General features: G+C 70.3%; 19 protein-coding genes and 2 pseudogenes. 7 read left to right on the forward strand and 14 right to left on the reverse strand.

Annotation, left to right across the window (positions count from 1 at the left end):
- Positions 1–10 precede the first annotated feature (10 nt).
- Complete coding sequence (locus tag SK571_RS45160; protein WP_319990273.1) at positions 11–586, forward strand: nucleotidyltransferase family protein; 576 nt, start codon at positions 11–13, stop codon at positions 584–586.
- 131 nt (positions 587–717) lie between these two features.
- On the opposite strand, the gene SK571_RS45165 is transcribed toward SK571_RS45160, so the two are convergent.
- On the reverse strand, positions 718–900 hold the full coding sequence (locus SK571_RS45165) for a hypothetical protein (protein ID WP_319990258.1): 183 nt from the start codon (positions 898–900) through the stop codon (positions 718–720).
- Between the two features lie 102 nt (positions 901–1,002).
- Here SK571_RS45165 and SK571_RS45170 point away from each other — a divergent pair, with 102 nt between their 5' ends.
- Both SK571_RS45170 and SK571_RS45175 read left to right on the forward strand, forming a co-directional pair.
- The gene (locus tag SK571_RS45170) at positions 1,003–1,743 is read left to right on the forward strand and encodes an SIS domain-containing protein (RefSeq protein ID WP_319990259.1); all 741 of its coding nucleotides are present in this window, start codon (positions 1,003–1,005) and stop codon (positions 1,741–1,743) included.
- Between the two features lie 80 nt (positions 1,744–1,823).
- Positions 1,824–3,383 carry a penicillin-binding transpeptidase domain-containing protein gene (locus SK571_RS45175; protein ID WP_319990260.1) on the forward strand — a complete coding sequence of 520 codons (1,560 nt, stop codon included), beginning with the start codon at positions 1,824–1,826 and terminating at the stop codon, positions 3,381–3,383.
- Here SK571_RS45175 and SK571_RS45180 read toward each other — a convergent pair.
- The 5 genes and pseudogenes from SK571_RS45180 to SK571_RS45200 form a co-directional block, all read right to left on the reverse strand.
- Positions 3,373–3,967: pseudogene (locus SK571_RS45180) on the reverse strand (response regulator); the annotation flags it as partial. The gene SK571_RS45175 and the pseudogene SK571_RS45180 overlap by 11 nt on opposite strands.
- 10 nt (positions 3,968–3,977) lie before the next feature.
- On the reverse strand, positions 3,978–5,864 hold the full coding sequence (locus SK571_RS45185; RefSeq protein WP_319990261.1) for an ABC transporter ATP-binding protein: 1,887 nt from the start codon (positions 5,862–5,864) through the stop codon (positions 3,978–3,980).
- A 93-nt stretch (positions 5,865–5,957) separates the two neighbouring features.
- On the reverse strand, positions 5,958–6,770 hold the full coding sequence (locus tag SK571_RS45190) for an enoyl-CoA hydratase/isomerase family protein (RefSeq protein ID WP_319990262.1): 813 nt from the start codon (positions 6,768–6,770) through the stop codon (positions 5,958–5,960).
- A 59-nt stretch (positions 6,771–6,829) separates the two neighbouring features.
- A complete protein-coding gene (locus tag SK571_RS45195; protein WP_030473247.1) occupies positions 6,830–7,039 on the reverse strand; it encodes a helix-turn-helix domain-containing protein in 210 nt (69 codons plus the stop codon).
- A gap of 174 nt (positions 7,040–7,213) precedes the next feature.
- Positions 7,214–8,842, reverse strand: coding sequence for an ABC-F family ATP-binding cassette domain-containing protein (locus SK571_RS45200; protein ID WP_319990263.1), 1,629 nt, complete (start codon positions 8,840–8,842; stop codon positions 7,214–7,216).
- Between the two features lie 146 nt (positions 8,843–8,988).
- On the opposite strand from SK571_RS45200, the gene SK571_RS45205 reads away from it, so the two are divergent.
- On the forward strand, positions 8,989–9,753 hold the full coding sequence (locus SK571_RS45205; RefSeq protein WP_319990264.1) for an SDR family oxidoreductase: 765 nt from the start codon (positions 8,989–8,991) through the stop codon (positions 9,751–9,753).
- Positions 9,754–9,818: 65 nt separating this feature from the next.
- Here the strand turns inward: SK571_RS45205 and SK571_RS45210 are convergent.
- A pseudogene (locus SK571_RS45210) lies at positions 9,819–10,707 on the reverse strand (LysR family transcriptional regulator).
- A gap of 80 nt (positions 10,708–10,787) precedes the next feature.
- Between SK571_RS45210 and SK571_RS45215 the strand changes: the two are divergent.
- A complete protein-coding gene (locus SK571_RS45215) occupies positions 10,788–11,669 on the forward strand; it encodes an EamA family transporter (protein WP_319990265.1) in 882 nt (293 codons plus the stop codon).
- Positions 11,666–12,250 (forward strand): NAD(P)-dependent oxidoreductase, encoded by a 585-nt coding sequence (locus SK571_RS45220; RefSeq protein WP_319990266.1) that lies wholly within the window; start codon positions 11,666–11,668, stop codon positions 12,248–12,250. The genes SK571_RS45215 and SK571_RS45220 overlap by 4 nt, the downstream gene beginning before the upstream one ends.
- Here SK571_RS45220 and SK571_RS45225 read toward each other — a convergent pair.
- The 5 genes from SK571_RS45225 to SK571_RS45245 are packed head-to-tail and all read right to left on the reverse strand — an operon-like array spanning position 12,216 to position 14,794.
- The gene (locus SK571_RS45225) at positions 12,216–12,692 is read right to left on the reverse strand and encodes a GNAT family N-acetyltransferase (RefSeq protein ID WP_319990267.1); all 477 of its coding nucleotides are present in this window, start codon (positions 12,690–12,692) and stop codon (positions 12,216–12,218) included. The two genes, SK571_RS45220 and SK571_RS45225, sit on opposite strands and share 35 nt — an antisense overlap.
- Positions 12,693–12,708: 16 nt before the next feature.
- Complete coding sequence (locus SK571_RS45230) at positions 12,709–13,176, reverse strand: hypothetical protein (protein WP_319990268.1); 468 nt, start codon at positions 13,174–13,176, stop codon at positions 12,709–12,711.
- Positions 13,176–13,679 carry a SigE family RNA polymerase sigma factor gene (locus SK571_RS45235; protein WP_319990275.1) on the reverse strand — a complete coding sequence of 168 codons (504 nt, stop codon included), beginning with the start codon at positions 13,677–13,679 and terminating at the stop codon, positions 13,176–13,178. The genes SK571_RS45230 and SK571_RS45235 overlap by 1 nt, the downstream gene beginning before the upstream one ends.
- 10 nt (positions 13,680–13,689) lie before the next feature.
- Positions 13,690–14,082, reverse strand: a complete 393-nt coding sequence (locus SK571_RS45240; RefSeq protein WP_319990276.1) for a hypothetical protein — start codon at positions 14,080–14,082, stop codon at positions 13,690–13,692.
- A 31-nt stretch (positions 14,083–14,113) separates the two neighbouring features.
- The gene (locus SK571_RS45245) at positions 14,114–14,794 is read right to left on the reverse strand and encodes an acVLRF1 family peptidyl-tRNA hydrolase (protein ID WP_319990269.1); all 681 of its coding nucleotides are present in this window, start codon (positions 14,792–14,794) and stop codon (positions 14,114–14,116) included.
- Positions 14,795–15,395: 601 nt separating this feature from the next.
- Between SK571_RS45245 and SK571_RS45250 the strand changes: the two genes are divergently transcribed.
- Entirely contained in the window at positions 15,396–16,022 is a 627-nt protein-coding gene (locus SK571_RS45250) for a hypothetical protein (protein ID WP_319990270.1), read from the forward strand.
- A gap of 133 nt (positions 16,023–16,155) precedes the next feature.
- On the opposite strand, the gene SK571_RS45255 is transcribed toward SK571_RS45250, so the two are convergent.
- Together SK571_RS45255 and SK571_RS45260 are read right to left on the reverse strand one after the other, a co-directional pair.
- Positions 16,156–18,948, reverse strand: a complete 2,793-nt coding sequence (locus SK571_RS45255; RefSeq protein WP_319990271.1) for a S8 family serine peptidase — start codon at positions 18,946–18,948, stop codon at positions 16,156–16,158.
- A gap of 147 nt (positions 18,949–19,095) precedes the next feature.
- Positions 19,096–20,637 (reverse strand): deoxyguanosinetriphosphate triphosphohydrolase family protein, encoded by a 1,542-nt coding sequence (locus tag SK571_RS45260; protein WP_319990272.1) that lies wholly within the window; start codon positions 20,635–20,637, stop codon positions 19,096–19,098.
- Positions 20,638–21,015: the final 378 nt, after the last annotated feature.

The raw sequence follows: 21,015 nt of genomic DNA on the forward strand, positions 1-21,015 counted from the left end.
ATTCAAGGCCATGCGCGTGGCCGGTCTTCTGCTCGCCGCGGGGGCCGGCCGCCGGTTCGGTTCCCCCAAGGCTCTCGTCCCGTTGCACGGCAAGCTCTTCGTGGACTCGGCCGCCGAACTGCTCAGAGCCGCCGGCTGCGACCCGGTCGTCGTGGTGCTCGGCGCGCAGGCGGCGGAGGTGCGGCGACAGGCCACCCTCCAGGGCGTGACCGTCGTCGACAACCCCCACTGGGCCACCGGCATGGGGTCGTCGCTGCGCACCGGCCTGCACGCCGTCGGCACCGCGGACGCCGTCGTCGTGCTCCCCGTGGACACCCCTGGGGTCACCGTCGAGGCGTTGCACCGCCTGATGGCTCTCGCCGAACCGAGTGTGCTGGCCCGCGCCACCTACGACGGCGAGATCGGGCACCCGGTGCTGATCGGGTCGGACCACTTCGCGGGCGTCATGGCGTCGGCGGCGGGCGACCAGGGCGCGCGGGACTACCTCCAGTCGAACACCGTCCGCCACGTCGACTGCGCCGACGTGGCGGACGGTGCGGACGTCGATCGGCCCGAGGACCTCAGGCGACGTACCGGCGGAGCTTGATGCCCGACGCCACGGTGGAGGCGCTCAGCCAATGCAGCCCGCTGCCACGGCGAACTCGGTGCTGCACACCGCGTCCGCGTTGGGCGTCGACCTGCCGGCTTAGGCCACGCGCACCCTTGTCGTGAACGGCCTCAAGGCCTTGCCCGGACCGCCGCCCTCGCGCACCCCGCCGCGACGACGAGCAGCGCCAGTCCCACCCACACCGGCCACAGCTCGGAGTAGGTGATCGCCAGCGCGATGTTCGTGGCCGCCGCTGCCGCGAACACCGCGACCAGCGCGACCCAGAAGTAGAAGTACCGCCGGATCAAACCCACCCCCTGTCCGAGAGCGCCACCGCACCCCTCATCGCGCGTATCGAGGTTTGTGGTGCCCGGGTTACTGGTGAGGTGATCTGCAATCGGGTACTACTGACCCGCATGACGACCGACACCGTGACCGGGTCCGACTACGGCAATCTCGTGCGCACGCACCTCACGCGCGTCGAGCAGCACAACGCGGCCGCGCTCGACGACGTGGCCGAGCTCGTGCTGGCCGCCGTCCAGGCCGACGGAATCCTCCTCACCGCAGGCGCGGGACACTCGCTGGCGGCGGTCGCCGAGACCTTCTACCGGGCAGGTGGCCTGGCCTGCGTCCGCCCGATCTACCACCCCGAACTGCTCCCGATGCACGGCGCGATCAGCAGCACGTCGGCCGAACGCCGCTCCGGCCTCGCGGGCGAGGTCCTGCGCGAATCGGGTCTGGCCCCGCACGACGTGCTGTTCGTGTTCTCGACGTCGGGCGTGAACTACTACCCCGTCGAACTGGCCCAGGAGGCCGCGAACAGAGGCTGCCCCGTGGTGGGTGTCACCTCGGTGGCGTCCAGCGCCCAGGCCCCCCGCCGCGCCGGCGCGACCCTGGCCGAGGTCTCGACCGTCGTCCTCGACAACCTGGTCCCGCCCGGCGACTCGACCTACCCGGTGGACGCCCCGGTCACCGCGGCGATCTCCACGCTGGCCACCACGTTCCTGTGGAACCTGCTGATGGTCCGCCTGATCGACAAGGCCGCCGAGTCCGGCGTGCGGCTCCCCCTGTGGCGCAGCGCGAACGTGGAGGGCGGCGACGCGGCCAACGCCGACCTGCTCCGCCACTACCAGACCCGCATCCCGCAGCTCGGATAGGTGGAAACCCCCACAAATACTTTGAGTCCTGCCGTTAGTCTCCCACCGGGGAAAGCACTTACCTGGGGGGATTCGAACAAGTGGAGCAGAAGACTCGTAGATGGATCCTGATCGGCGGCGCGCTCGCCACGACGGCTGTGGTCGGCGTGGCGGGCGCACTGCTCTGGCCGGGCAGCAGGTCGGTGGTGGTCGCCGACGCACCGGTCAAGCCGGTGGAGACTCCGGCGCAGGTGGCCACCTCATTTCTGACCAGGGCGTTCTCGGGCCCCGCCAGCGCCGCCGTCTTCACCGACGCACCGGCCGCGGCGACCACGGCCTTGGAAGCCAGCAAGGCGGGCATGAGCACGTCCGCCTACCAGGCCACCGTGGCGGCGGCCGAACCACCGGCGGCTGACGCCACCACGACCGAGCTCACCGCGTCCGTCACCTGGACGATGCCGGGCGCCGGCGTGCTGAAGTACGACGTCAAGGTGCCGATGACCCGCGCCGGCGGCGCCTGGAAGGTCCACTGGACACCCACGGTCATCCACCCGCAGCTGACCGAGGGCGCGTCGCTCACCTACCGCAAGGCGCTGGCGGAAGGCGCCCTGCTGGGCCGCGACGGCAAGCCGCTGACCCAGGGCACGGTCCCGGACGGCCTGTACAAGACGATCACCGCCACCGTCGGCGACGTGAAGGGCACCGACGGCTGGGAGGTGGGCATCACCGCGGGCGGCGCGTTCACCGTGCTGGACACCAAGAAGGCGGAGGGCGGCGAGAAGATCACCGTCACCATCGACCCGGCCCGCCAGGCCGCGGCCCAGGCAGCCGTGGACGCTCTCCCGCAGGGCGCGGCGATCGTCGCGATCGAGGCCTCGACCAGCGAGATCCTGGCCGTGGCGCAGAACAAGGCGCTGAGCGGCACCAACCCGTTCGTCGGCCGCTACGCCCCCGGCTCGACGATGAAGATCGTCACCGCGGCGGCGGTCATGAACGCGGGCCTGGTGCAGAGCGGCACCGCCGTCCCCTGCCCGGCCACCGCCACCATCGGCACCCGCAGGATCAGCAACGCGGACTTCGGCCACGCCAGCCTGCCGTTCCACACGGCGTTCGCGCTGTCGTGCAACACGACGTTCGGCGACCTGGGCTCCAAGCTCGACCCGAACGCCCTGCCGGACATGGCGAAGCGGTTCGGCCTGGGCGCCGACTGGGCCATCCCCGGCGCCGAGACGAACACCGGCAAGGTCCCACCGGCCACCGGCGACCAGCGGGTGGAGAACAGCTTCGGCCAGGGCAACGTGGTGGCCAGCCCGTTCGGCATGGCCCTGGTCGCCGCCACCGTCGTCTCGGGCAAGACCCCGAAGCCGACCCTGCTGCGCGGCAAGCCGTCCGAGCCGAACGACGTGGCGGCGGGCCCGCCCGCCGCCGTCCTGCCGCCGCTGCGCGCGATGATGCGCGAGGTGGTCACCGCCGGCACCGCGAAGCAGCTCGCCGGCATCCCCGGCCTGGCCGGGAAGACCGGCACGGCGGAGGCGAGCGGCGGTGAGGCGCACGGCTGGTTCGTCGGCTACCAGAACAACGTGGCGTTCGCGGTGGTCGTGGAGAAGGCGGGCTCGTCGCAGAGCGCGCTGAACGCGACGGCGGCGTTCCTCAAGGGCTGAACCGCTGCTCGCGCGGGACGAGCAGCCCGCGGTGGAACGCCTCGGTGACGGCGGCCGCCCGGTCGCTCACGTCCAGCTTGGCGTAGATGTTGAGCAGGTGTGACTTGACGGTGGCCTCGGTGATGAAGAGGCCTTTGGCCACGTCGCGGTTCGTCGCCCCGCCGGCGACGAACCGCAGCACGTCCAGCTCGCGCGGGCTGAGCACCTCCGCGGCGGCACTGCGCACCCGTCTCATCAGCAACGCGGCCGCGGCCGGGGCGAGCACCGCCTCGCCCCGCGCGGTGCCCTGACCGCGCACGAGTTCGTCGCGCGGGGCGTCCTTGAGCAGGTAGCCGGTGGCGCCCGCCTCGATCGCCGCCACCACGTCGTTGTCGTAGGCGGTCAGCACCAGCACGCGCGGTGCCCGCGAGTTCCCTGGTCGCGGCGAGGCCGTCCGTGCCCGGCATGCGCAGGTCCATCAGCACGACGTCGGGCCGCGGCGCCTTGGCGAGCCGCACCGCCTCGGCGCCGTCGCCCGCCTCGCCGACCATCTCCCAGGCGTGCCCGCGGGCTTCTGCCGGTGAGCGGCCGCGCCTCGCGGGCGGCCCCGCCGGATCAGTTCGTCTGCGGCACCCCGAGCCGCTCGCTGAACTTCGGCGTCGGCATCACACCGACCACCGGGGGCTCGGCGAACTGCGTGTTGTAGAGGTCGGCGTAGCGGCCCTCGGCGGTCATCAGCTCGGTGTGCGTGCCTCGTTCGACGATGTCGCCGTGCTCCAGCACCAGGATCTGGTCGGCCGCCCGGATCGTCGAGAGGCGGTGGGCGATCACCAGCGACGTGCGGCCGTGCAGCGCCTCGGTCAGCGCCTCCTGCACGGCGGCCTCGGACTCCGAGTCCAGGTGTGCGGTGGCCTCGTCCAGGATCACCACGCGCGGCTTGGCGAGCAGCAGGCGGGCGATGGTGAGCCGTTGCCGTTCGCCGCCGGACAGCCGGTAGCCGCGCTCGCCGACCACGGTGTCGAGCTGGTCGGGCAACGACGCCACCAGGTCCAGCAGGCGGGCCCGGCGCAGCGAGTCCCACAGGTCGTCGTCGGTGGCACCGGGCGAGGCGTACTCCAGGTTGGCCCGGATGGTGTCGTGGAAGAGGTGCCCGTCCTGGGTGACCACGCCGACGGACGCGCGCAACGCCTCGAAGGTCAGGTCCCGAACGTCCACTCCGGACAGTCGCACGGCGCCCGAGTCGACGTCGTAGAGCCGCGGCACGAGCGAGGCGAGGGTGGACTTGCCCGCACCGGACGAGCCGACCAGGGCGACCAGCTGACCGGCCTCCGCCTTGAAGCTGATGCCGTGCAGCACTTCCTCACCGCCGCGAGTGTCCAAAGTGGCCACGGACTCCAGCGAGGCCAGCGACACCTTGTCCGCCGACGGGTACGCGAAGCGCACGTCGGAGAATTCGACCGACACCGGGCCGTCGGGCACCGGGCGGGCGTCCGGCTTCTCCTTGATCATCGGGTCGAGGTCCAGCACCTCGAAGACGCGCTCGAACGACACCAGCGCCGTCATCAGGTCGACACGCGCGTTCGCGAGAGCCGTCAGCGGGGCGTACAGGCGGGTCAGCAGCAACGCGAGCGACACCACGGCACCGGCCGCGAGGTGCCCGGTCAGGGCGAGGTAGCCGCCCAGGCCGTAGACCAGTGCCTGCGCCAGCGCCGAGACCAGCGTCAGGCCCGTCATGAACCAGCGGGTGGCCATCGCGGTCCGGATGCCGATGTCGCGGACCTGCGCGGCCTTCTCGGAGAACTCCTCCTCCTCGCGGGCCGGACGACCGAAGAGCTTCACCAGCGTCGCGCCGGGCGCCGAGAAGCGCTCGGTGGACTGGGTGACCATCGAGGCGTTGAGGGCGGAGGCTTCGCGCTGCATGTCCGCCATCCGGCGGCCCATCCGCTTGGCGGGCAGCACGAACACCGGGAGCAGCACCAGGGCCAGCGCCGTGACCTGCCACGACAGCGTGAACATGACGGCCAGCGACAGGACCAGCTGGATGATGTTCGTGACGAAGCCGGACAGCGTCGAGGTGAAGGCGCGCTGAGCGCCGATCACGTCGTTGTTCAGGCGTGAGACCAGCGCGCCGGTGCGGGTGCGCGTGAAGAACGCGACGGGCATCTTCTGCACGTGGCCGAACACGGCACGACGCAGGTCGTAGATCAGGCCCTCACCGATGCGCGTCGACTGCCAGCGCTCGACCACGCCCAGGCCGGCGTCGACGACGGCGATCAGCGCGATCGCCACGGCGAGCCACACGACCACGGACGGCACGGAGCCGCGCACGATCGCGTCGACCACGCGGCCGGCCAGCAGTGGCGTCGACACCGCGAGAACCGACGAGACGACCGTCAGCAACAGGAACACCAGCAGCTTCGCCCGGTGCGGCCGGGCGAAGGTCAGAACGCGGCGGAACGTACCCCGGCGCACCTTCGAAGGCGCGTCCGAGGTCGCTCCCATCATGAATCGCCAAGAGCTGTATCCGTCCACGCTGTCTAGAACAGCACAGCGGTCCGACAATTCCTTCGCGAGCGGCTACAGCGGTGGAAAGGTTCAGCTTTGAGCGGACAAGGCCGCGAACGACTGCAGCCGGCGCAGCTGAGCGGCGCGCTCCAGCGCGAGCTGCGCTTCGGCCGTCGGCGTCTCCGCGGCCGCCAGGATCAGCGACAGCGTCTCCGACACGGCACCGGCCATCGGCTTGAGGACGGCGGCGACCAGCTCGTCGACGGCGCCGTCGAGCCCGTCCGCGGGCACGACGGAGTTCGCGAGGCCGATCCGCAGCGACTCCTCCGCCGACACCCGGCGGGAGGTCACGCACATCTCGGCCGCGCGCGAGTACCCCACGAGTCGCACCAGCGGCAGCGTGCCGCCGAGGTCGGGCACCAGACCCAGCCCGGTCTCGGCCATGCAGAACTGCGCGTCCTCGGCGAGCACGCGGAAGTCACACGCCAGCGCCAACTGGAAACCCGCGCCGATGGCATGCCCTTGCACCGCGGCGATCGTCACGCGTGCCGGGTCGCGCAGCCAGGTGAACCCGGCCTGGTACGACGCGATGCGGGCGTCGGCCTCCGCAGCGGGAAGCGACAGGATCGCGCCGAGACCACCGGGTTCGCCGTCGACGGGCTCACCGGTGAACATCCGCCGGTCCAGCCCTGCCGAGAAGGCACGGCCGGAGCCCCGGACGACCACGACGCGGACGTCCGGGTCCAGCTGTTCGCCGATGTGCCGCAACGCCTGCCACGTGGCCGGCGTCTGCGCGTTCAGCACGTCGGGACGATCGAGCGTGATGGTCGCGCGCGGCCCTGAGATCGCGAGCCGAACGCCACCGCGCTCGAGCAGGCCAGCGTCGATGGAAGGCACTGGCATGGTCGTTACCTCCGGCGAACTAGTAGCTAGTTACCGGAGAGTAGCAGTCTGAGTTGTGGCTACTTCTTCTTCGTCCGGGTGGCGCCACCGCGACCGCGCAGCGTGACCCCGGATTCCGACAGAACCCGGTGCACGAAGCCGTAGGAACGCCCGGTGCTCTCGGCCAAAGCCCGGATGCTCGCGCCCTTTTCGTACTTCTTCTTCAGGTCAGCGGCCAGCTTGTCCCGTGTGGCGCCGGTGATCCGGGCACCCTTCTTCAGGTCAGCCACCTTGTCCCGCCTTCCGTACGAGCAGGTGGGCCATTTGACGGCCCCTGTCGTCGCAATGATCGAACAGGAACCGGCAGAACGCCAGGTGATCAAGCAAAGAGATCGGTGAACGGTCGATTCGATCACACTGAGTTGATCACAGAACGCGCTCGGTAGTCCTTTGACGGGTGGAGATCACGCCAGCTGGACGAGGTCGAGGTAGTCCTCGGACCAGTGGTCCTCGGTGCCGTCGGGCAGCAGGATGACCCTCTCGGGCTCCAGTGCCTCGACCGCGCCGGGGTCGTGCGTCACCAGGACGACAGCACCCTCGTAGCGCCGCAACGCGTCGAGCACCTGCTCGCGCGAGGCCGGGTCGAGGTTGTTGGTCGGCTCGTCGAGCAGCAGCACGTTCGCCGCCGACGACACCAGACCGGCCAGCGCCAGCCGCGTCTTCTCGCCACCGGACAACGTGCCCGCGGGCTGGTCGAGCTGCTCGCCGCTGAACAGGAACGTGCCGAGCAACGACCGCAGCCGCTGCTCCTGCTCGTCCGGCGCCATGTGGCGGATGTTCTCCCACACCGACGCGTTGTGGTCGAGCGTCTCGTGCTCCTGCGCGAAGTAACCGATCTTCAGGCCGTGGCCGGGGACGACGCCACCGGCGTCCGCCTTCTCGCTGCCGCCCAGCAACCGCAGCAGCGTCGTCTTGCCGGCGCCGTTGAAGCCGAGCACGACGACGCGGGAACCCTTGTCGATCGCGAGGTCCACGCCGGTGAAGATCTCCAGCGAGCCGTAGGACTTGCTCAGACCCTCTGCCATCAAAGGGGTCTTGCCGCAGGGGGCTGGCGACGGGAAGCTGATCTTCGCGACCTTGTCGCTCTGGCGCACGTCGTCGAGACCGTCGAGCAGCTTCTGGGCGCGCTTCGCCATGTTCTGCGCCGCAACGGCCTTCGTGGCCTTCGCACCCATCTTGGCGGCCTGCGTCATCAGCGCGCCGGCCTTCTTCTCGGCGTTGGCGCGCTCACGGCGACGGCGCTTCTCGTCCGTCGCACGGGCTTCGAGGTACTTCTTCCAGCCGAGGTTGTAGATGTCGACCTCGCCGCGCATCGCGTCGAGGAACCACACCTTGTTCACGACGTCGTCGAGCAGTTCGACGTCGTGCGAGATCACGACGAGACCGCCGTCGTGCGACTTGAGGAAGCCGCGCAGCCACGTGATCGAGTCGGCGTCGAGGTGGTTCGTGGGCTCGTCGATCAGCAGGATCGTGCTGGACTTGGCACCGATGCCCGCCTCGGACGCGGCGAACAGGATGCGGGCCAGCTCGACGCGGCGGCGCTGGCCACCGGACAGCGTGCTCAGCGGCTGCGCCAGGACCCGGTCCGGCAGGCCGAGGTTCGAGCAGATGCGGGCGGCCTCGGACTCGGCGGCGTACCCGCCGAGCGAGGAGAAGCGCTCTTCGAGCTTGCCGTACTTGGTGACGGCGACGTCGAGCTCGGCCGGGTCGACCAGCTCGGCCATCTTCGACTGGGCCTTCTCCATGTCGCGGAGCAGCTGGTCGAGGCCGCGCGCGGACAGCACCCGGTCCTTGGCGATGACCGACAGGTCGCCCTCGCGGGGGTCCTGCGGCAGGTAGCCGAGCTCGCCCTTGCGGGTGATGGCGCCGGCGTAGGGCTGGCCCTCGCCGGCGAGAACGCGCAGGGAGGTGGTCTTGCCGGCACCGTTGCGGCCCACGAGGCCGATGCGGTCGCCGGGCTGGACGCGCAGGTTGGCGCCGCTCACGAGAATGCGTGAGCCCGCGCGCAACTCCATGTCAGTTGCGGTGATCAAAAGAAACTCCGAGTAGCTACGAGAACGCCGGGCATGGCAAGGGATGGCACGTCCGGTTCGGCCTACTCCAGGAGGATCACGCGACCATCCTACGGGATCACGACCATCGAATTTCCCACGTGTGGCGGGACGCATAGATTGCGGCCATGAGCGAAGACTTCTCGGGCAAGGCCGCGCTGGTCACCGGCGCGTCCCGCGGCATCGGCCACGGCATCGCACGCGAGCTCCTCTCCCGCGGCGCGTCCGTCACGATCACGGGCCGCAAGGCCGATCAGCTGGCCGAGGCGGCCAAGCAGCTGGAGGCCGACACGGGCGGCCGCGTCCTCACGGTCCCGGGCAACGCCGGTGACGACGCGTCGCGTGAAGAGGCCGTGGCGCGCACGATGGAGGAGTTCGGCCGCCTCGACGTGCTCGTGAACAACACCGGCATCAACCCGCAGTTCGGCTTCCTGATGGAGGCGGACCTGAACGCCGTCAAGAAGATCTTCGACGTCAACGTGGTGGCCGCGCTCGGTTTCGTCCAGCTCGCGTGGAAGGCGTGGATGGGCGAGCACGGCGGCGCGGTCGTGAACATCGCGTCGATCGGCGGCATCCGGTCTACGGGCGTGATCGGCGCGTACGGCGCGTCCAAGGCGGCGTTGATCCGCCTGACCGAGGAACTCGCGTGGCAGCTCGGCCCGAAGGTGCGCGTGAACGCCGTCGCGCCCGCCGTGGTGAAGACGAAGTTCGCGGAGGCGCTCTACGTCGGCCGGGAGGAGGAAGCCGCGCAGCAGTACCCGATGAAGCGCCTCGGCACGCCGGAGGACGTCGCCTCCCTCGTGGCTTTCCTGTGTTCGGACGGCGCTTCGTGGATCACGGGCGAGACCGTCCGGGTCGACGGGGGCCTGCTCTCCACGGGCACCGCGGGCTGAGTCACGGCACCGCGGGCCACGCTCACGCAGGGGTCCCCCGCAGGGGGTCCCCTGCTTTCATTCTCTCAGGCACCACCGACAGTTTCGGGCACTCCGAGCACGTCCAGGAACGCCGCGGCCGCCGGCGTCAGCCCGCCCGCGCTCCACACCAGGTGCTCCACCCGCGAAGGCCCGTCCACGATCGGCACGGTCACCACCCCGCTCAGCCGGGGCGTGTACCGCGACGGCAGCACGGCCACGGCGAGCCCCTCCCGGATCAGCCCGGCCATCAACTCCGCGGTCGTCACCTCGAACGCGACCTCGCGGTGCAGCCCCGCGATCGAGAAGGCCTGATCCGACTGCGTCCGCCCCGGCGACCCGGCCGGGAAGTCGGCGAACAGCTCCTCCGCGAGGGTCCGCAGGTTCGTCGACTCCTGCCGCGCGAGCGGATGCCCCGGCGCCATCACGGCCACGTGCTCGTCGCGCGCCAGCTCCCGGCCCCGCACGCCTTCGGGTCGCACCCCGAGCGGCAACCCGAGGAACGCGAGGTCGAGCCCTCCCTGCCGCACCTGCTCGACGAGCTCGTAGCTCGACAGCATCCGCAACGCGACCCGGCACCTGCGGATAGCGCTCGCGGAACACCTTCAACGCGGCCGGCAGGTCCACGGCGGCAACGGTCGGGATCACGCCGACCACGACCCGTCCGCGCACCTCCCCCACCGCCGCGGCGACCTCGGCCGCGGCGCGTTCGGCGAGGTCGAGGCACTGCCGCGCGGACGGCAGGAACGCCGCGCCCGCCGGGGTCAGCCGCACGCTGCGGCTGGTGCGTTCGAACAACCGCGCGCCCAGCGACCGTTCGAGACGGGCGATCTGGTGGCTCAACGCCGACTGCACGACCAGGCACTGGCGGGCGGCCTTCGTGAAGCTGCCCGTCTCGGCGACCGCCACCACGTACCGCATCTGCTGGAGCTCCACGCGATCCATCTTGAATCACGATGGATCGGATGAAAAGCATGTGTTGGACTCATTGATCGAGCGCGCCAACACTGGACGACGTGAGAAACAGCGACCTCTCCCGCACCGCGCTCGCGGCGTTCGCACCGGTGGTCTGGGGCTCGACCTACGTGGTCACGACCGAACTGCTGCCGGTGGGCCACCCGCTCTTCGCGGGGCTGCTGCGCGCGCTTCCTGCGGGGCTGATCGCGCTGGCGCTGACCAGGACGCTGCCGCGCGGGTCGTGGTGGGCGAAGGCGGCCGTGCTGGGCGTGCTCAACATCGGCCTGTTCTTCCCGTTCCTGTTCATCGCGGCCGAACGCCTGCCCGGTGGCGTGGCGGCCACCCTGGGCGCCGCTCAGCCGCTCGTGGTGGCATTGCTGGCGGTCGGGGTGCTGCGGGAGAACCCGTCCGCGTGGCGGCTCGCCTGGGGCGTGATCGGCATGCTGGGCGTCGGGCTCGTGGTCCTCGGCCCGGCGGCCGGGTTCGACCTGGTCGGCGTGCTCGCCGGGCTGGGCGGCGCCGCGACGATGGCGCTCGGCGTGACGCTGACGAAGAAGTGGGGCAGGCCGGCCGGGGCGGGCCCGACGGCGTTCGCGGGCTGGCAGCTCACCGCGGGCGGGCTGTTCCTGGTGCCGGTGACGTTGCTGTTCGAGGGCCCGCCACCCGCGATCGGCCTCACCGCGCTGCTCGGCTACCTGTGGCTCGGCGGCGTCGGCGGCCTGCTCGCCTACGTGCTGTGGTTCCGCGCGGTCACCACGCTGCCGGTCACGTCCGTCTCGATGCTCGGCCTGCTGTCCCCGATGGTCGCCGCCCTGCTCGGCGTCGGCGTCCTCGGCCAGACCCTGGACCTGGTGCAGCTCACCGGTTTCGCACTCGCCCTCGCCGCGATCGTCGCCAGCCAGCGACCGGCACCCGTTCTCGCCAAAGGAGTTCTCCAGTGAAGATCGCAGTCGTCGGCGCGTCCGGCATGGTCGGCTCGCGGGTCGTCGCCGAGGCGGTGCGGCGCGGGCACGACGTGACCGCCGTGTCCCGCGGCACCGGCGACGTGCGCGGTGACGCCACCGACCGGGAGCTGATGGACAGTGTTCTGTCCGGAGTGGACGGTGCGGTGGTGGCCACCGCGGGCGTCACCTCGACCGTGCTGCTCGACGCGGCACTTGCAACACGTACACGGGTCATCGTCGTCGGAGGTGCCGCACCGCTGCGCACACCAGATGGCACGGGCCTCGTGCTCGACGACACCCGGTACGTGCCGGCGCACATCCGTCCCGTCGCCGAGGCGAGCATGCGCCAGCTGGAGGAGTGCCGAGACCACCAGGCCGACTGGGTGTACCTGAGCCCGCCCGCGCTGCTCGAACCCGGCGACCGCACCGGCTCCTACCGGCGCGGCACGGACGAGCTGCTGACTGGTCCGTCCGCGATCTCGGCGGAGGACCTCGCCGTGGCGGTGCTCGACGAGCTGGAGACTCCCGGCACGGACCGGCACTTCACGGTCGCGAGCCGAGGTCCAGCCGCAGGATGATCTCGCCGTCGTCGTCGACCTCCCCGGTGGGCACGAACCCGAACCCGCGGTAGAACGGCTCGGGCGACCCCTCCCCCGGCACGCAGCTGGTGAGCAGCTCGGTGGCCCCGGCGGCCTTCAGCAACGCCACGACCTCGTTCAGGATCGCGCGGCCGTAGCCACGCCCCTGGTGCCCGGAGCCCACGAGCAGGCGCCACAGGAAGTACGGCCCGAGCAGTCCGGGACCGGGAACGTTGTCCCAGCTCAGCATCACGAACCCGACCGGCACGTCGCCGTCGTAGACCGCGCGGAACCACGGCTTGGCCTCGGGATTCTCCCGCGCGTGCACGAAGAACTTCTCGACGGATGCGACGAACCGCTCCTGCGCGGGATGCACGCGCACGGCGACCACCGCGTCACGGTTGGCATCGGTGATCTCGACCAGGCGGATCTGAGCGCTCATGACCGGATCATGCCGCTCACCGAGAGGTCTGCGGCACCGAATGAACGCTGGAGGACGACGAGGTCGGGGGCACCGACGTCGGCTGCGTTCCCGGCTTCGACGCCGGGCCCGCCGGCGGCGTCGTGGAGCCGAGCGGCGTCGTCGACCGGACCGGCGGTGTCTGCGGCGCGTGCGAACTGGACGGGCTCACCGTCGTCGGCGTCGGTTCCACGGAAGGCGGCGACGTGGTCGGCGGAACCTGCGACGTCGTCGAGGACGGTCCCGGTGTCGCCGGTTCCGGGGGTGCCGCGGCCGGCAGCACGGCGAGCGCCACCGCCACGACCCCCACGGTCGCAAGCCCGCTGCCGACCACCGCGATGGTGCGGCGCCGGGACCGCACGGCCTGGCCGCGCTGGATCACCTCGGCTGCCGTGGTGGCCCGCGGCGGCGCCTCTTCCTGGTGCAGAGCGGAGAAAGTCGCCCGCAGGTCGTCCTCGCGAACCATCACACCTCCAGCCTCAAGTGGTCGAACTCCGGCCCCAGCTTGCGCCGCAACGTCTCCAGGCCCTTGCTGCTCTGCGACTTCACCGTGCCCGTCGAGCAGTTCAGCGCCGCCGCCGTGTCCTCGACGCTGAGATCGTGCCAAAAGCGCAGCACGAGGACAGCGCGTTGCCGTGCGGGCACGGCGGTGAGCGCCTGCCACACCACGAGCCTGTCCTCCGTCCCTGCGACGGAGGACAGGCCCTCTGGGGGTGCGTCAGTCAGCTTCTCCCTGCGCCACCGCACCTTGCGGCGTTCCGCGAGGAACGTCCGCACGACGATCTGACGCAGGTACGGCTCCAGCCCCGACCGGTCCGAGAGCTTCGGACCGGCCAGGTACAGCTTCAAGAACCCCGACTGCATGAGGTCTTCCGCCTCGTGCCAGTTCCCGCACAACAAGAACGCGGTGAACCGCATCGAGTCGGCGTACCGGTCGAAGCAGTCGGTGAACTCGGCCTCCCAGTTCAGAGGAGACTCCCTACCGGGCCGTGGTCGACGGGACCGGCGTCGTGGCGGGCGGGGTCCAGGTCGTCGGGCTGTGGCTGACTGTCGGCGTCGGCAGGACTGACGGGGGCGCGGTCGTCGGCGCGTGCACCGGCTTCGACGACGACGGCGGCAGCACGGTCGTGGGCGGGTACTGCGGCGCGGTCGACGACGGCGGCACGGCGGTCGGCGTGACCTCGGGCCTGGACGACGTCGGCGGCCGCACCGTGGTGGACGGCGCCTCGGTGTTGGTCGAGGTGGGCGGCTGCGGAGCCGACGTCGTGGGCTGGGGCGCGCCGTCGCCGCCACTCAGCGCGAGGGCGGGCACCGCGATGCCGATGGCACCCAGCGCGACCGCTCCGGCCACGATCACCATTCGTTTGCGCACTTGCAGCTCCAGCAGGTCAGTGGCGCCAGGATCAGGCACCCTCACCCGTATCCATGCGGCCGGGCTCCCGCCCGGTTGCCCGTGTGTCCTGGATCACGATCTCGACGCAGCGGGCGCGTTCGGCGGCCTCGTCCAGGACCGTCCGCCGGGGTTCCGGCACGTCCAGCACGCGGTCCTCCGCCTTGCCGAAGACGCCCGCGAGCCTGCGGTCGTTGCGCAGCACGTCCAGTGCCTGCCAGTCGCCGCCCAGCACGACGCTGTCGAGTTCGGCGAGCCGCGGGACGAGCACCCTGGCCACATCGTCCGCGGCGGCCTGCAGCGCGACCCTGGCCTGTCCCTCGCGGCGCCGGGCGAACCGCTGCTGCGACCACCCGCCGGCCCGGATGCGGCCGTGGACCTGCTTGCGGTCCGTTGCCGACACCTCGACCTTGCCGCCGGACGCCACCCCGACGCTGTGGCCGCCGAGCCGCACGAGGAGCAGCCCGATCCTCCGAGGCTCCGCCAGCTTCTCCACCACCTCTTGCAGAGAGGTGCCGCCGCGCGTCGTGAACGTGGCCGTCGCGCCGTCCTCGGCGGTGATGACGACCTCCGTTTCGGCCACTCGGACGTCGATCGCGCCGTGCCGGTCAGTGAACCGGCCGATCCAGCCGAGGACCCGTTCCGGCTCGACCTCGACGGCCCGTCCACCGGGCACGGGACGCACCCTGCTCACCTGGCCGCCACCCTCTCAACCCCGTGACCGAGGCCGATCATCATGCACGCAGTAGAACCGGTCCGACACAGGCCGTGAACGGCACAGAGATGTTACTGATGGGTTCGATTCACTTGACAGATGAGTCTCGAAAGCGTGAACTCATCAACCGTATGGATTAACCATTGACTCCATCCGGCTCCGACCAGCGATGTTCACGGACGGGTAGGGTCACTGGGGCGTGATCTTATGACAGCGGGGAGTCACCATGACGACTGCTGCCGGTCGACCAACACTGACCGTTGACGACACTGACTCAACGGGCCACGGCAGCCTTACGCAACTCTTGACGACGGGACCGTTCCCGGAAGCGTTGAGGGCGGCGATCAAGGCTAGCCGACTCAGTCTCGACCGCATCCAGCACCGGTTGGCACTGCGCGGAGTGACGATCAGCGTCGCGACGCTCAGCTACTGGCAGTCAGGACGACGAAGGCCTGAACGCCCTGAATCACTGGAGGCGCTGCGGCACCTCGAGTCGGTTCTGGGAGTGCCTCAGTCGGGTCTGTCGGCGTTGCTCGGTCCACCTCGTCCGCGAGGTCGCCGTTGCCGCCCGACGACCATGATGCCGATCGACGCCCTGTGGGCGCGAAGGGAGCGGGTCGCGAACCTGCTCTCGAAGGTCGACACGTCCTCTGACCTCAAGCTCGGCCGGATCAGCCAGCACGACCGCATCGAGATCTCTGCCGACGGCGGGCAGAAATCCGTGTGGGTGCGGCAGATCCTCCGCGCGGAGCAGGACGGGCCCGACCGCTGGGCGCTCGTGTTCGAGACCGAGGAGTCCGACGTGCTCCCCGAGATCCTGAACGTGCGCAACTGCCACCTCGGCCGCATCGCCCGTGACCACGAGGCCAACATCATGGTCGCGGAGATGATGTTCGAACGGCCGCTCACCCGCGGCGAGACCCTCATCATGGAATACCAGCTGGTGTTCCCCGAGGGCCACGCCCCCAAGGGCAACAACACGTTCGCGCGCAAGTTCCGGCTGCCGGTGCGCGAGTACGTGATCGAGGTCCGGTTCGACGAGACGAACCTGCCTTCGCGCGTGCAGCAGTACAGCGTGCCCGCGGGTGACGAGACGCCCTCGCGGCGTCGCAACCTCACCCTGGACTCGGGTGGCGGCGTGCACGCCGTGGCGCTCGGGTTCGGTCCTGGTGTGTTCGGCATCCGGTGGGAGTGGCCGAACCGCTAGCAGTGCTCTGACAGGCGTGAGGGGCGCTTCCCGATCCGGGAGGCGCCCCTCACGTCGTTCGGGTTCTGGTAGGGCAAGAAGAAGGCCCCCGGCTCGCGAGCCGGGGGCCTTCCATTCGGTCGGGCTCAGGTCATCAGACCCAGCCGGCGACGCTGAGGGTCACCGAGCGGATCGAACCGCGGTCGGAGCCCACGACGTCGGCGACCTTGAACACCCACGTGCCGTCGACGGGGTCCGCCGTCAGCGAGGACAGCGGCGCACCCGCCTTCCACGAGCCGGTGAACGGCGCGCCGGTGCTCGTCACGCTCGAGAACGGCGTCGTGGCCGCGTCGTCGAACACGGCCTGGCAGATGTTGTTGCCGGTGCCGCCCGCCCGCGAGAACAGCGTCACGGACTTGCCGGACGGCGAGGTGAGCGTGCCCACCAGGTCGCCGACGAAGGTGTGGTCGATGCCGACCGTCGTCGAGCCCTCGGTGGCCGAGCACGTCGCGCCGTCCACGGAGAACTTCAGGTTCGACGCCGCGCCGACACCCGTCACGGGCAGCGGGATCGAGACGCCGGTCTGGTCGTTGTCCGGAATGGCGACCGGTGCGCCGGTGTACGCGAACGACTTGAAGTCGCGCGCCGGCTCACCCACGCGGAGCATGAACGAGCTGGTCGTCGGTGACGTCGAGCCCGCGTACGTCACGCGTGCGTCGAGCTTGACCGCCGAACCGAGCGCGGCCGTGGCCGGCACGGTCACCTTGTAGGTGTTGCTGACGGTCTGGCCCGGGTCGATGTTGCCGTAGTACTTGGAGCGCGGCGCGATGGTCACGCCGGCCGACGTCGTCGACAGCACGACCGAGGTCGACGCGGCCGAGCCGTCACCGTTGTTGGCCACCGGCACCGTCACCGTGGCAGTCGTGCCCGGCTTGAGGAAAGCGCTTCCGTCGGCGTCGTTGACGATCGTCGGCTTCTGCGCGCGGGCCAGTGCCTGCGGCGACGCACCCGTGTACTGCAGGGCGCGGTCGGCCATCACGATGCCGGCGCCGGTGCGGTTGTCCACACCGGACTCGACGATGTCGATCGCCGTCGCCACAAGGGCTTCCTTGACCTCGGCGGGCGTCAGCGTCGGGTTGCCGGACAGGATCAGACCGGCGATCGCGGCGGCGTTCGGAGCAGAGGCGGACGTGCCGAAGAACGGCGCGAAGCCCGGCACCGACGTGGTGACGCCGTCGGCCGCGGTGATGTCCGGCTTCTGCCGGGTCTCGGCGAGCGGCGAGCCGTCCGGTGCGAAGAACGTCTTGCGCGGCCCGTCGGAGGTGAAGCGCTCCGGCTTCTGCGTGCCGTCGAAGGCGTTGGGGTACGGGCCCTTCGGGTTGGCGGGGTCGCCCGGTTCGAGGTCGAACGGCAGTGCCGCCGCGGCGGGTGCGGCCGCGACCGAGATCGCGCCCTTGGCCGCCGAGTGGCCGCGAGTGGTGCCCGGCGTGACGTACTTCTTGAGGCCGTCGTTGGTGTCGGCGAACCGGCCACCGAACAGCGACAGCGCGAAGTACTTGTCGTCACCGCGGTACTTCACGACCGCGAGGCGCGTCCCGGTCGAGCTCGACGGGGTGTTGATGCGCTCGTACGGGTCCTGCGCCCCGTCCTGGTTGTTCTGGCTGAACGTGACAACGTTGCCTTGGGCGTTGACCAGGTACAGGTCGTAGTCGTTGGCCGACTGGCCGAGCGGGTCGGCCCAGTGCAGCACCACCGGGGTGTCGCCGGAGAAGTTCGACAGCGGGTTGAACAGCTGCTTGGCGTTGGTGTCCGGGTTGAAGTCGTGCGCGGAACCGGCGAACTTGCCGACGCCCACTCCCGAGTCGACGAACTCGCCCTCGTAGTGGCCGGAGGTGCCGTCCACGACGTTGCCCTGGTTGCCCGCGCTGGAGAAGAACATCGCGCCGTCGGCGACGACCGCGTCCACGGCGCGCGCGATGATGCCGTCCTGGAACGGCGACTCGTTGAAGTAGATGACGTCGTCGACGATGACGTCGCAGCCGAGGTCGAAGCGCAGCTTCTTGATGTTGTCCGCGAAGCTCGCGTCGCCGTTGAACGCCGTGGCGAAGCCGAGTTCGGCGTTGGGCGCGAGGTCGTGGAGGATCTCGAGCATCGCGGTGCCCTCGTCACCGGAACCCGCCTGGCCCGGCACGATGTCGACGGCCGGCAGTTCGCCGGAGGCCTGCGACACGGCCAGCGAGCCCACACCGTCCGACAGCGCGCACAGCTTCACGCCGACACCGGTCACGCGGAAGGAACCACGTGCGGCCTCGGCGTTGTGCGCCTTGTCGCTCTCCGCGACCTTGGCGGCCTGCACGGAGAGCTGCTTCTCCGAGAGCCGGCGCTCGATCTCCCTGGACTTGTCCTCTTTGGACGGAGCCTGCCTGCGGGCCTTGTCGTCCCGCTTGTTCTTGACGTCCTGCGTCATCGCGTCGCTGCCCGGCTCGACACGGGCGACGTCGGAGCGCCCGGCGATCTCGGCGATCTTCGCGACCGGGACCTCCGCGCGCACGGTGCGGTGCTCGGGCGACACCGCCCGGATCTGTCCACCCGCCGCGCGGACAGCGTTGACCAGGTCCTCCGAGTACTGCTTGGCACGGATGTCCACGAGCGTGGCGGCCTTCGGCGTCACGGCAACGCCGGTCTGCACCTGCGGCAGGGCGCTCGTGGTACCAGTTGAGACGCGCTTGCGCGCCTCCACGACGAGTGCGCTGTCCACTTTGGACTCAGCTGGGGTGAGCGACTTCTTGATGCTCTGCAGCGCGGAGATCTGCGCTGCCGTGCGGTCGCTGATGGACTTGGACGCCTTGCCCGGATCGGCGGACGCCGGCGTGACTGCGGTGAGAGCGGCCAGAAGAACTGCGGTACCTGCGGTGACTAAGGTCGTGCCTCTTCGAGATCGGCGCACAGGAGTTTCTCCCCCGAACGTTGGCGTGCCCCCGAGCACGCGGCTTGCGACCGGCGATTCCCGGTCGAGGCGCCAACGTATGGTGCTTGCCTGATCACAGTCAGCATCCGATTGGGCTACTTCCCACTTAGCAGACGCAATCACACTTCACAGAACAAACGCGTCAGTCCACAACTGACCGGTTCGCCCGGAAAGGGCTTCCAGCAGTGCGGCCGCCTGGTTGTCCGTGAGCGACGCGACGAAGTCGACGACCGCACGCCCACGTGCCAATCCCCTTACGGCATCAGGACCAACGGGCAACTCACCGGCGGCACCGACCAATGTGGACGGCTCCGTCCGGGCGAGCGCCGCGTACTCCGTTTCGGCCAGCTCCACCAGGTCGTGCAGCCTGCGCGGCAACCGATCCGCCTCGGCCCGATCGGTCACCCACTGCTCCAGCGCGTCCACGAGCGACCCGAGCAGTCGGGCCTGTCCACGTTGGTGCAAAGCCAGATCCGGCCGCAGCAACACGAACCGGCGGTGCACGAACTTCAACACCTGCACCTCGTGCCACTGTGGAACCGCCAGCACCACGTGCCCGGACCGCGGCGTGGGCTCCTCGATCACCCCGACCGCGTCCACGAGCCGACGCGTCCACCGCGCACTGAACCCGGCGACCGCCTGCTCCGCCTCCACCGACCCGTCGAACGGCACCGACAGCAGCCCGTCGACGAGCTCCTTGCTGACCTTCCGCACCGCCATCGCGAACGCCTCGTCGCTCATCACCCAGGAGTCCTTGAGGTGCATGCGCCTCCGGAGCGTCTCCAGCGACCGCCCCGGCATCCGGATCTCGGCATTCAGCTCAGCGTCGCTCAGCCCGGCGAGGTCGAGCGCCTGCGCCTGCCACGTGCCGAGCTCGGCGGCGACCGTCGCGTGCTGCAACACCCCGACCCGATGGAAGTCCTCCAGGTCGTGGATCGCGTACGCGATGTCGTCCGCGGTGTCCATGACGCTCGCCTCGACGGTCTGCTGCCACGACTCGACACGCCCCTCGAAGGGCTCGCGCGCCTGCCGCAGGTCGTCGATCTCCGTCACGTACGCGGAGAACTTCGAACTACCGGTGCCCGGCATGTCGTCCGGTTCGGCCGCACCACGCGGCGTGACCGGCAGGCCGAGCGGCTGGTGACGCGTCCACGGGTACTTCAGCATCGCCGCCCGCACCGCCACGGTCAGGTCGAGGCCGAGCGCCTTGGGGCCCCGCACGTCCGTGGTCGTGACGATCCGGAACGACTGCGCGTTGCCCTCGAACCCGTCCGGCAACCCGAACCTGTGCCGGGCCAGCCGGTCGAGCACCTGCTCCCCGAGGTGCCCGAAGGGCGGGTGCCCCAGGTCGTGCGCGAGGGCGGCGGCCTCGACGACGTCGGGGTCGCACCCTCCCAGCTTCTCGAGCACCGCGGTCAGCTCGGGGCGGGTCGTCAGGCGTTCGGCAATGGCGCGCGCGGCCTGGGCGACCTTGAGGCTGTGGGTGAGGCGGTTGTGCACGAGCAGTCCCGAGCCGGTGGAGCTGACGACCTGGGTGACTCCGCCGAGCCTCGCGAAGAACGGGGAGCTCGCCACGCGGTCGCGGTCGACCCGGAACGGGTTCGTGGCGAGGTCTGCGGTCCTGCCCACGCCGGCTGATCGGCGGGCGGTGCGTTGCTCGTTGTGCATGGTGCAGAAGGTACCGGGCAGCCACGAGAGGTACTGGGCAGCCAGGAGCCTCGGCGCCCCACGCGTCTTCCTCATTGCGCGGCGAAGATGACCATGGTTTTGTGACACCCCCTCGGATTTTTGACTACAAGAGGGAGCAGGAGCCGAATCAGGCCATCGATCACCCGATTGAGTGAGGGCTGCCGTTGGATGGCCATTGAGCAGCTGGTCGGGCAGTTCGTCGGCACGTTTGCTCGGATGGTCGGCAGGGAGCTCGCCTGCGGTTCCGTGGGTGCCTGCCGAGGGGGCTAGCGCTGATGGTCGTGCCGGGGTCGGCGAACGCAGAAAACCCCCGAGGGGAGCGCTTGTGGCGCTCAACCCTCGAGGGTTTCTGTACGT

It is taken from the genome of Lentzea kristufekii (assembly GCF_033949925.1).
Lineage (GTDB): Bacteria > Actinomycetota > Actinomycetes > Mycobacteriales > Pseudonocardiaceae > Lentzea > Lentzea kristufekii.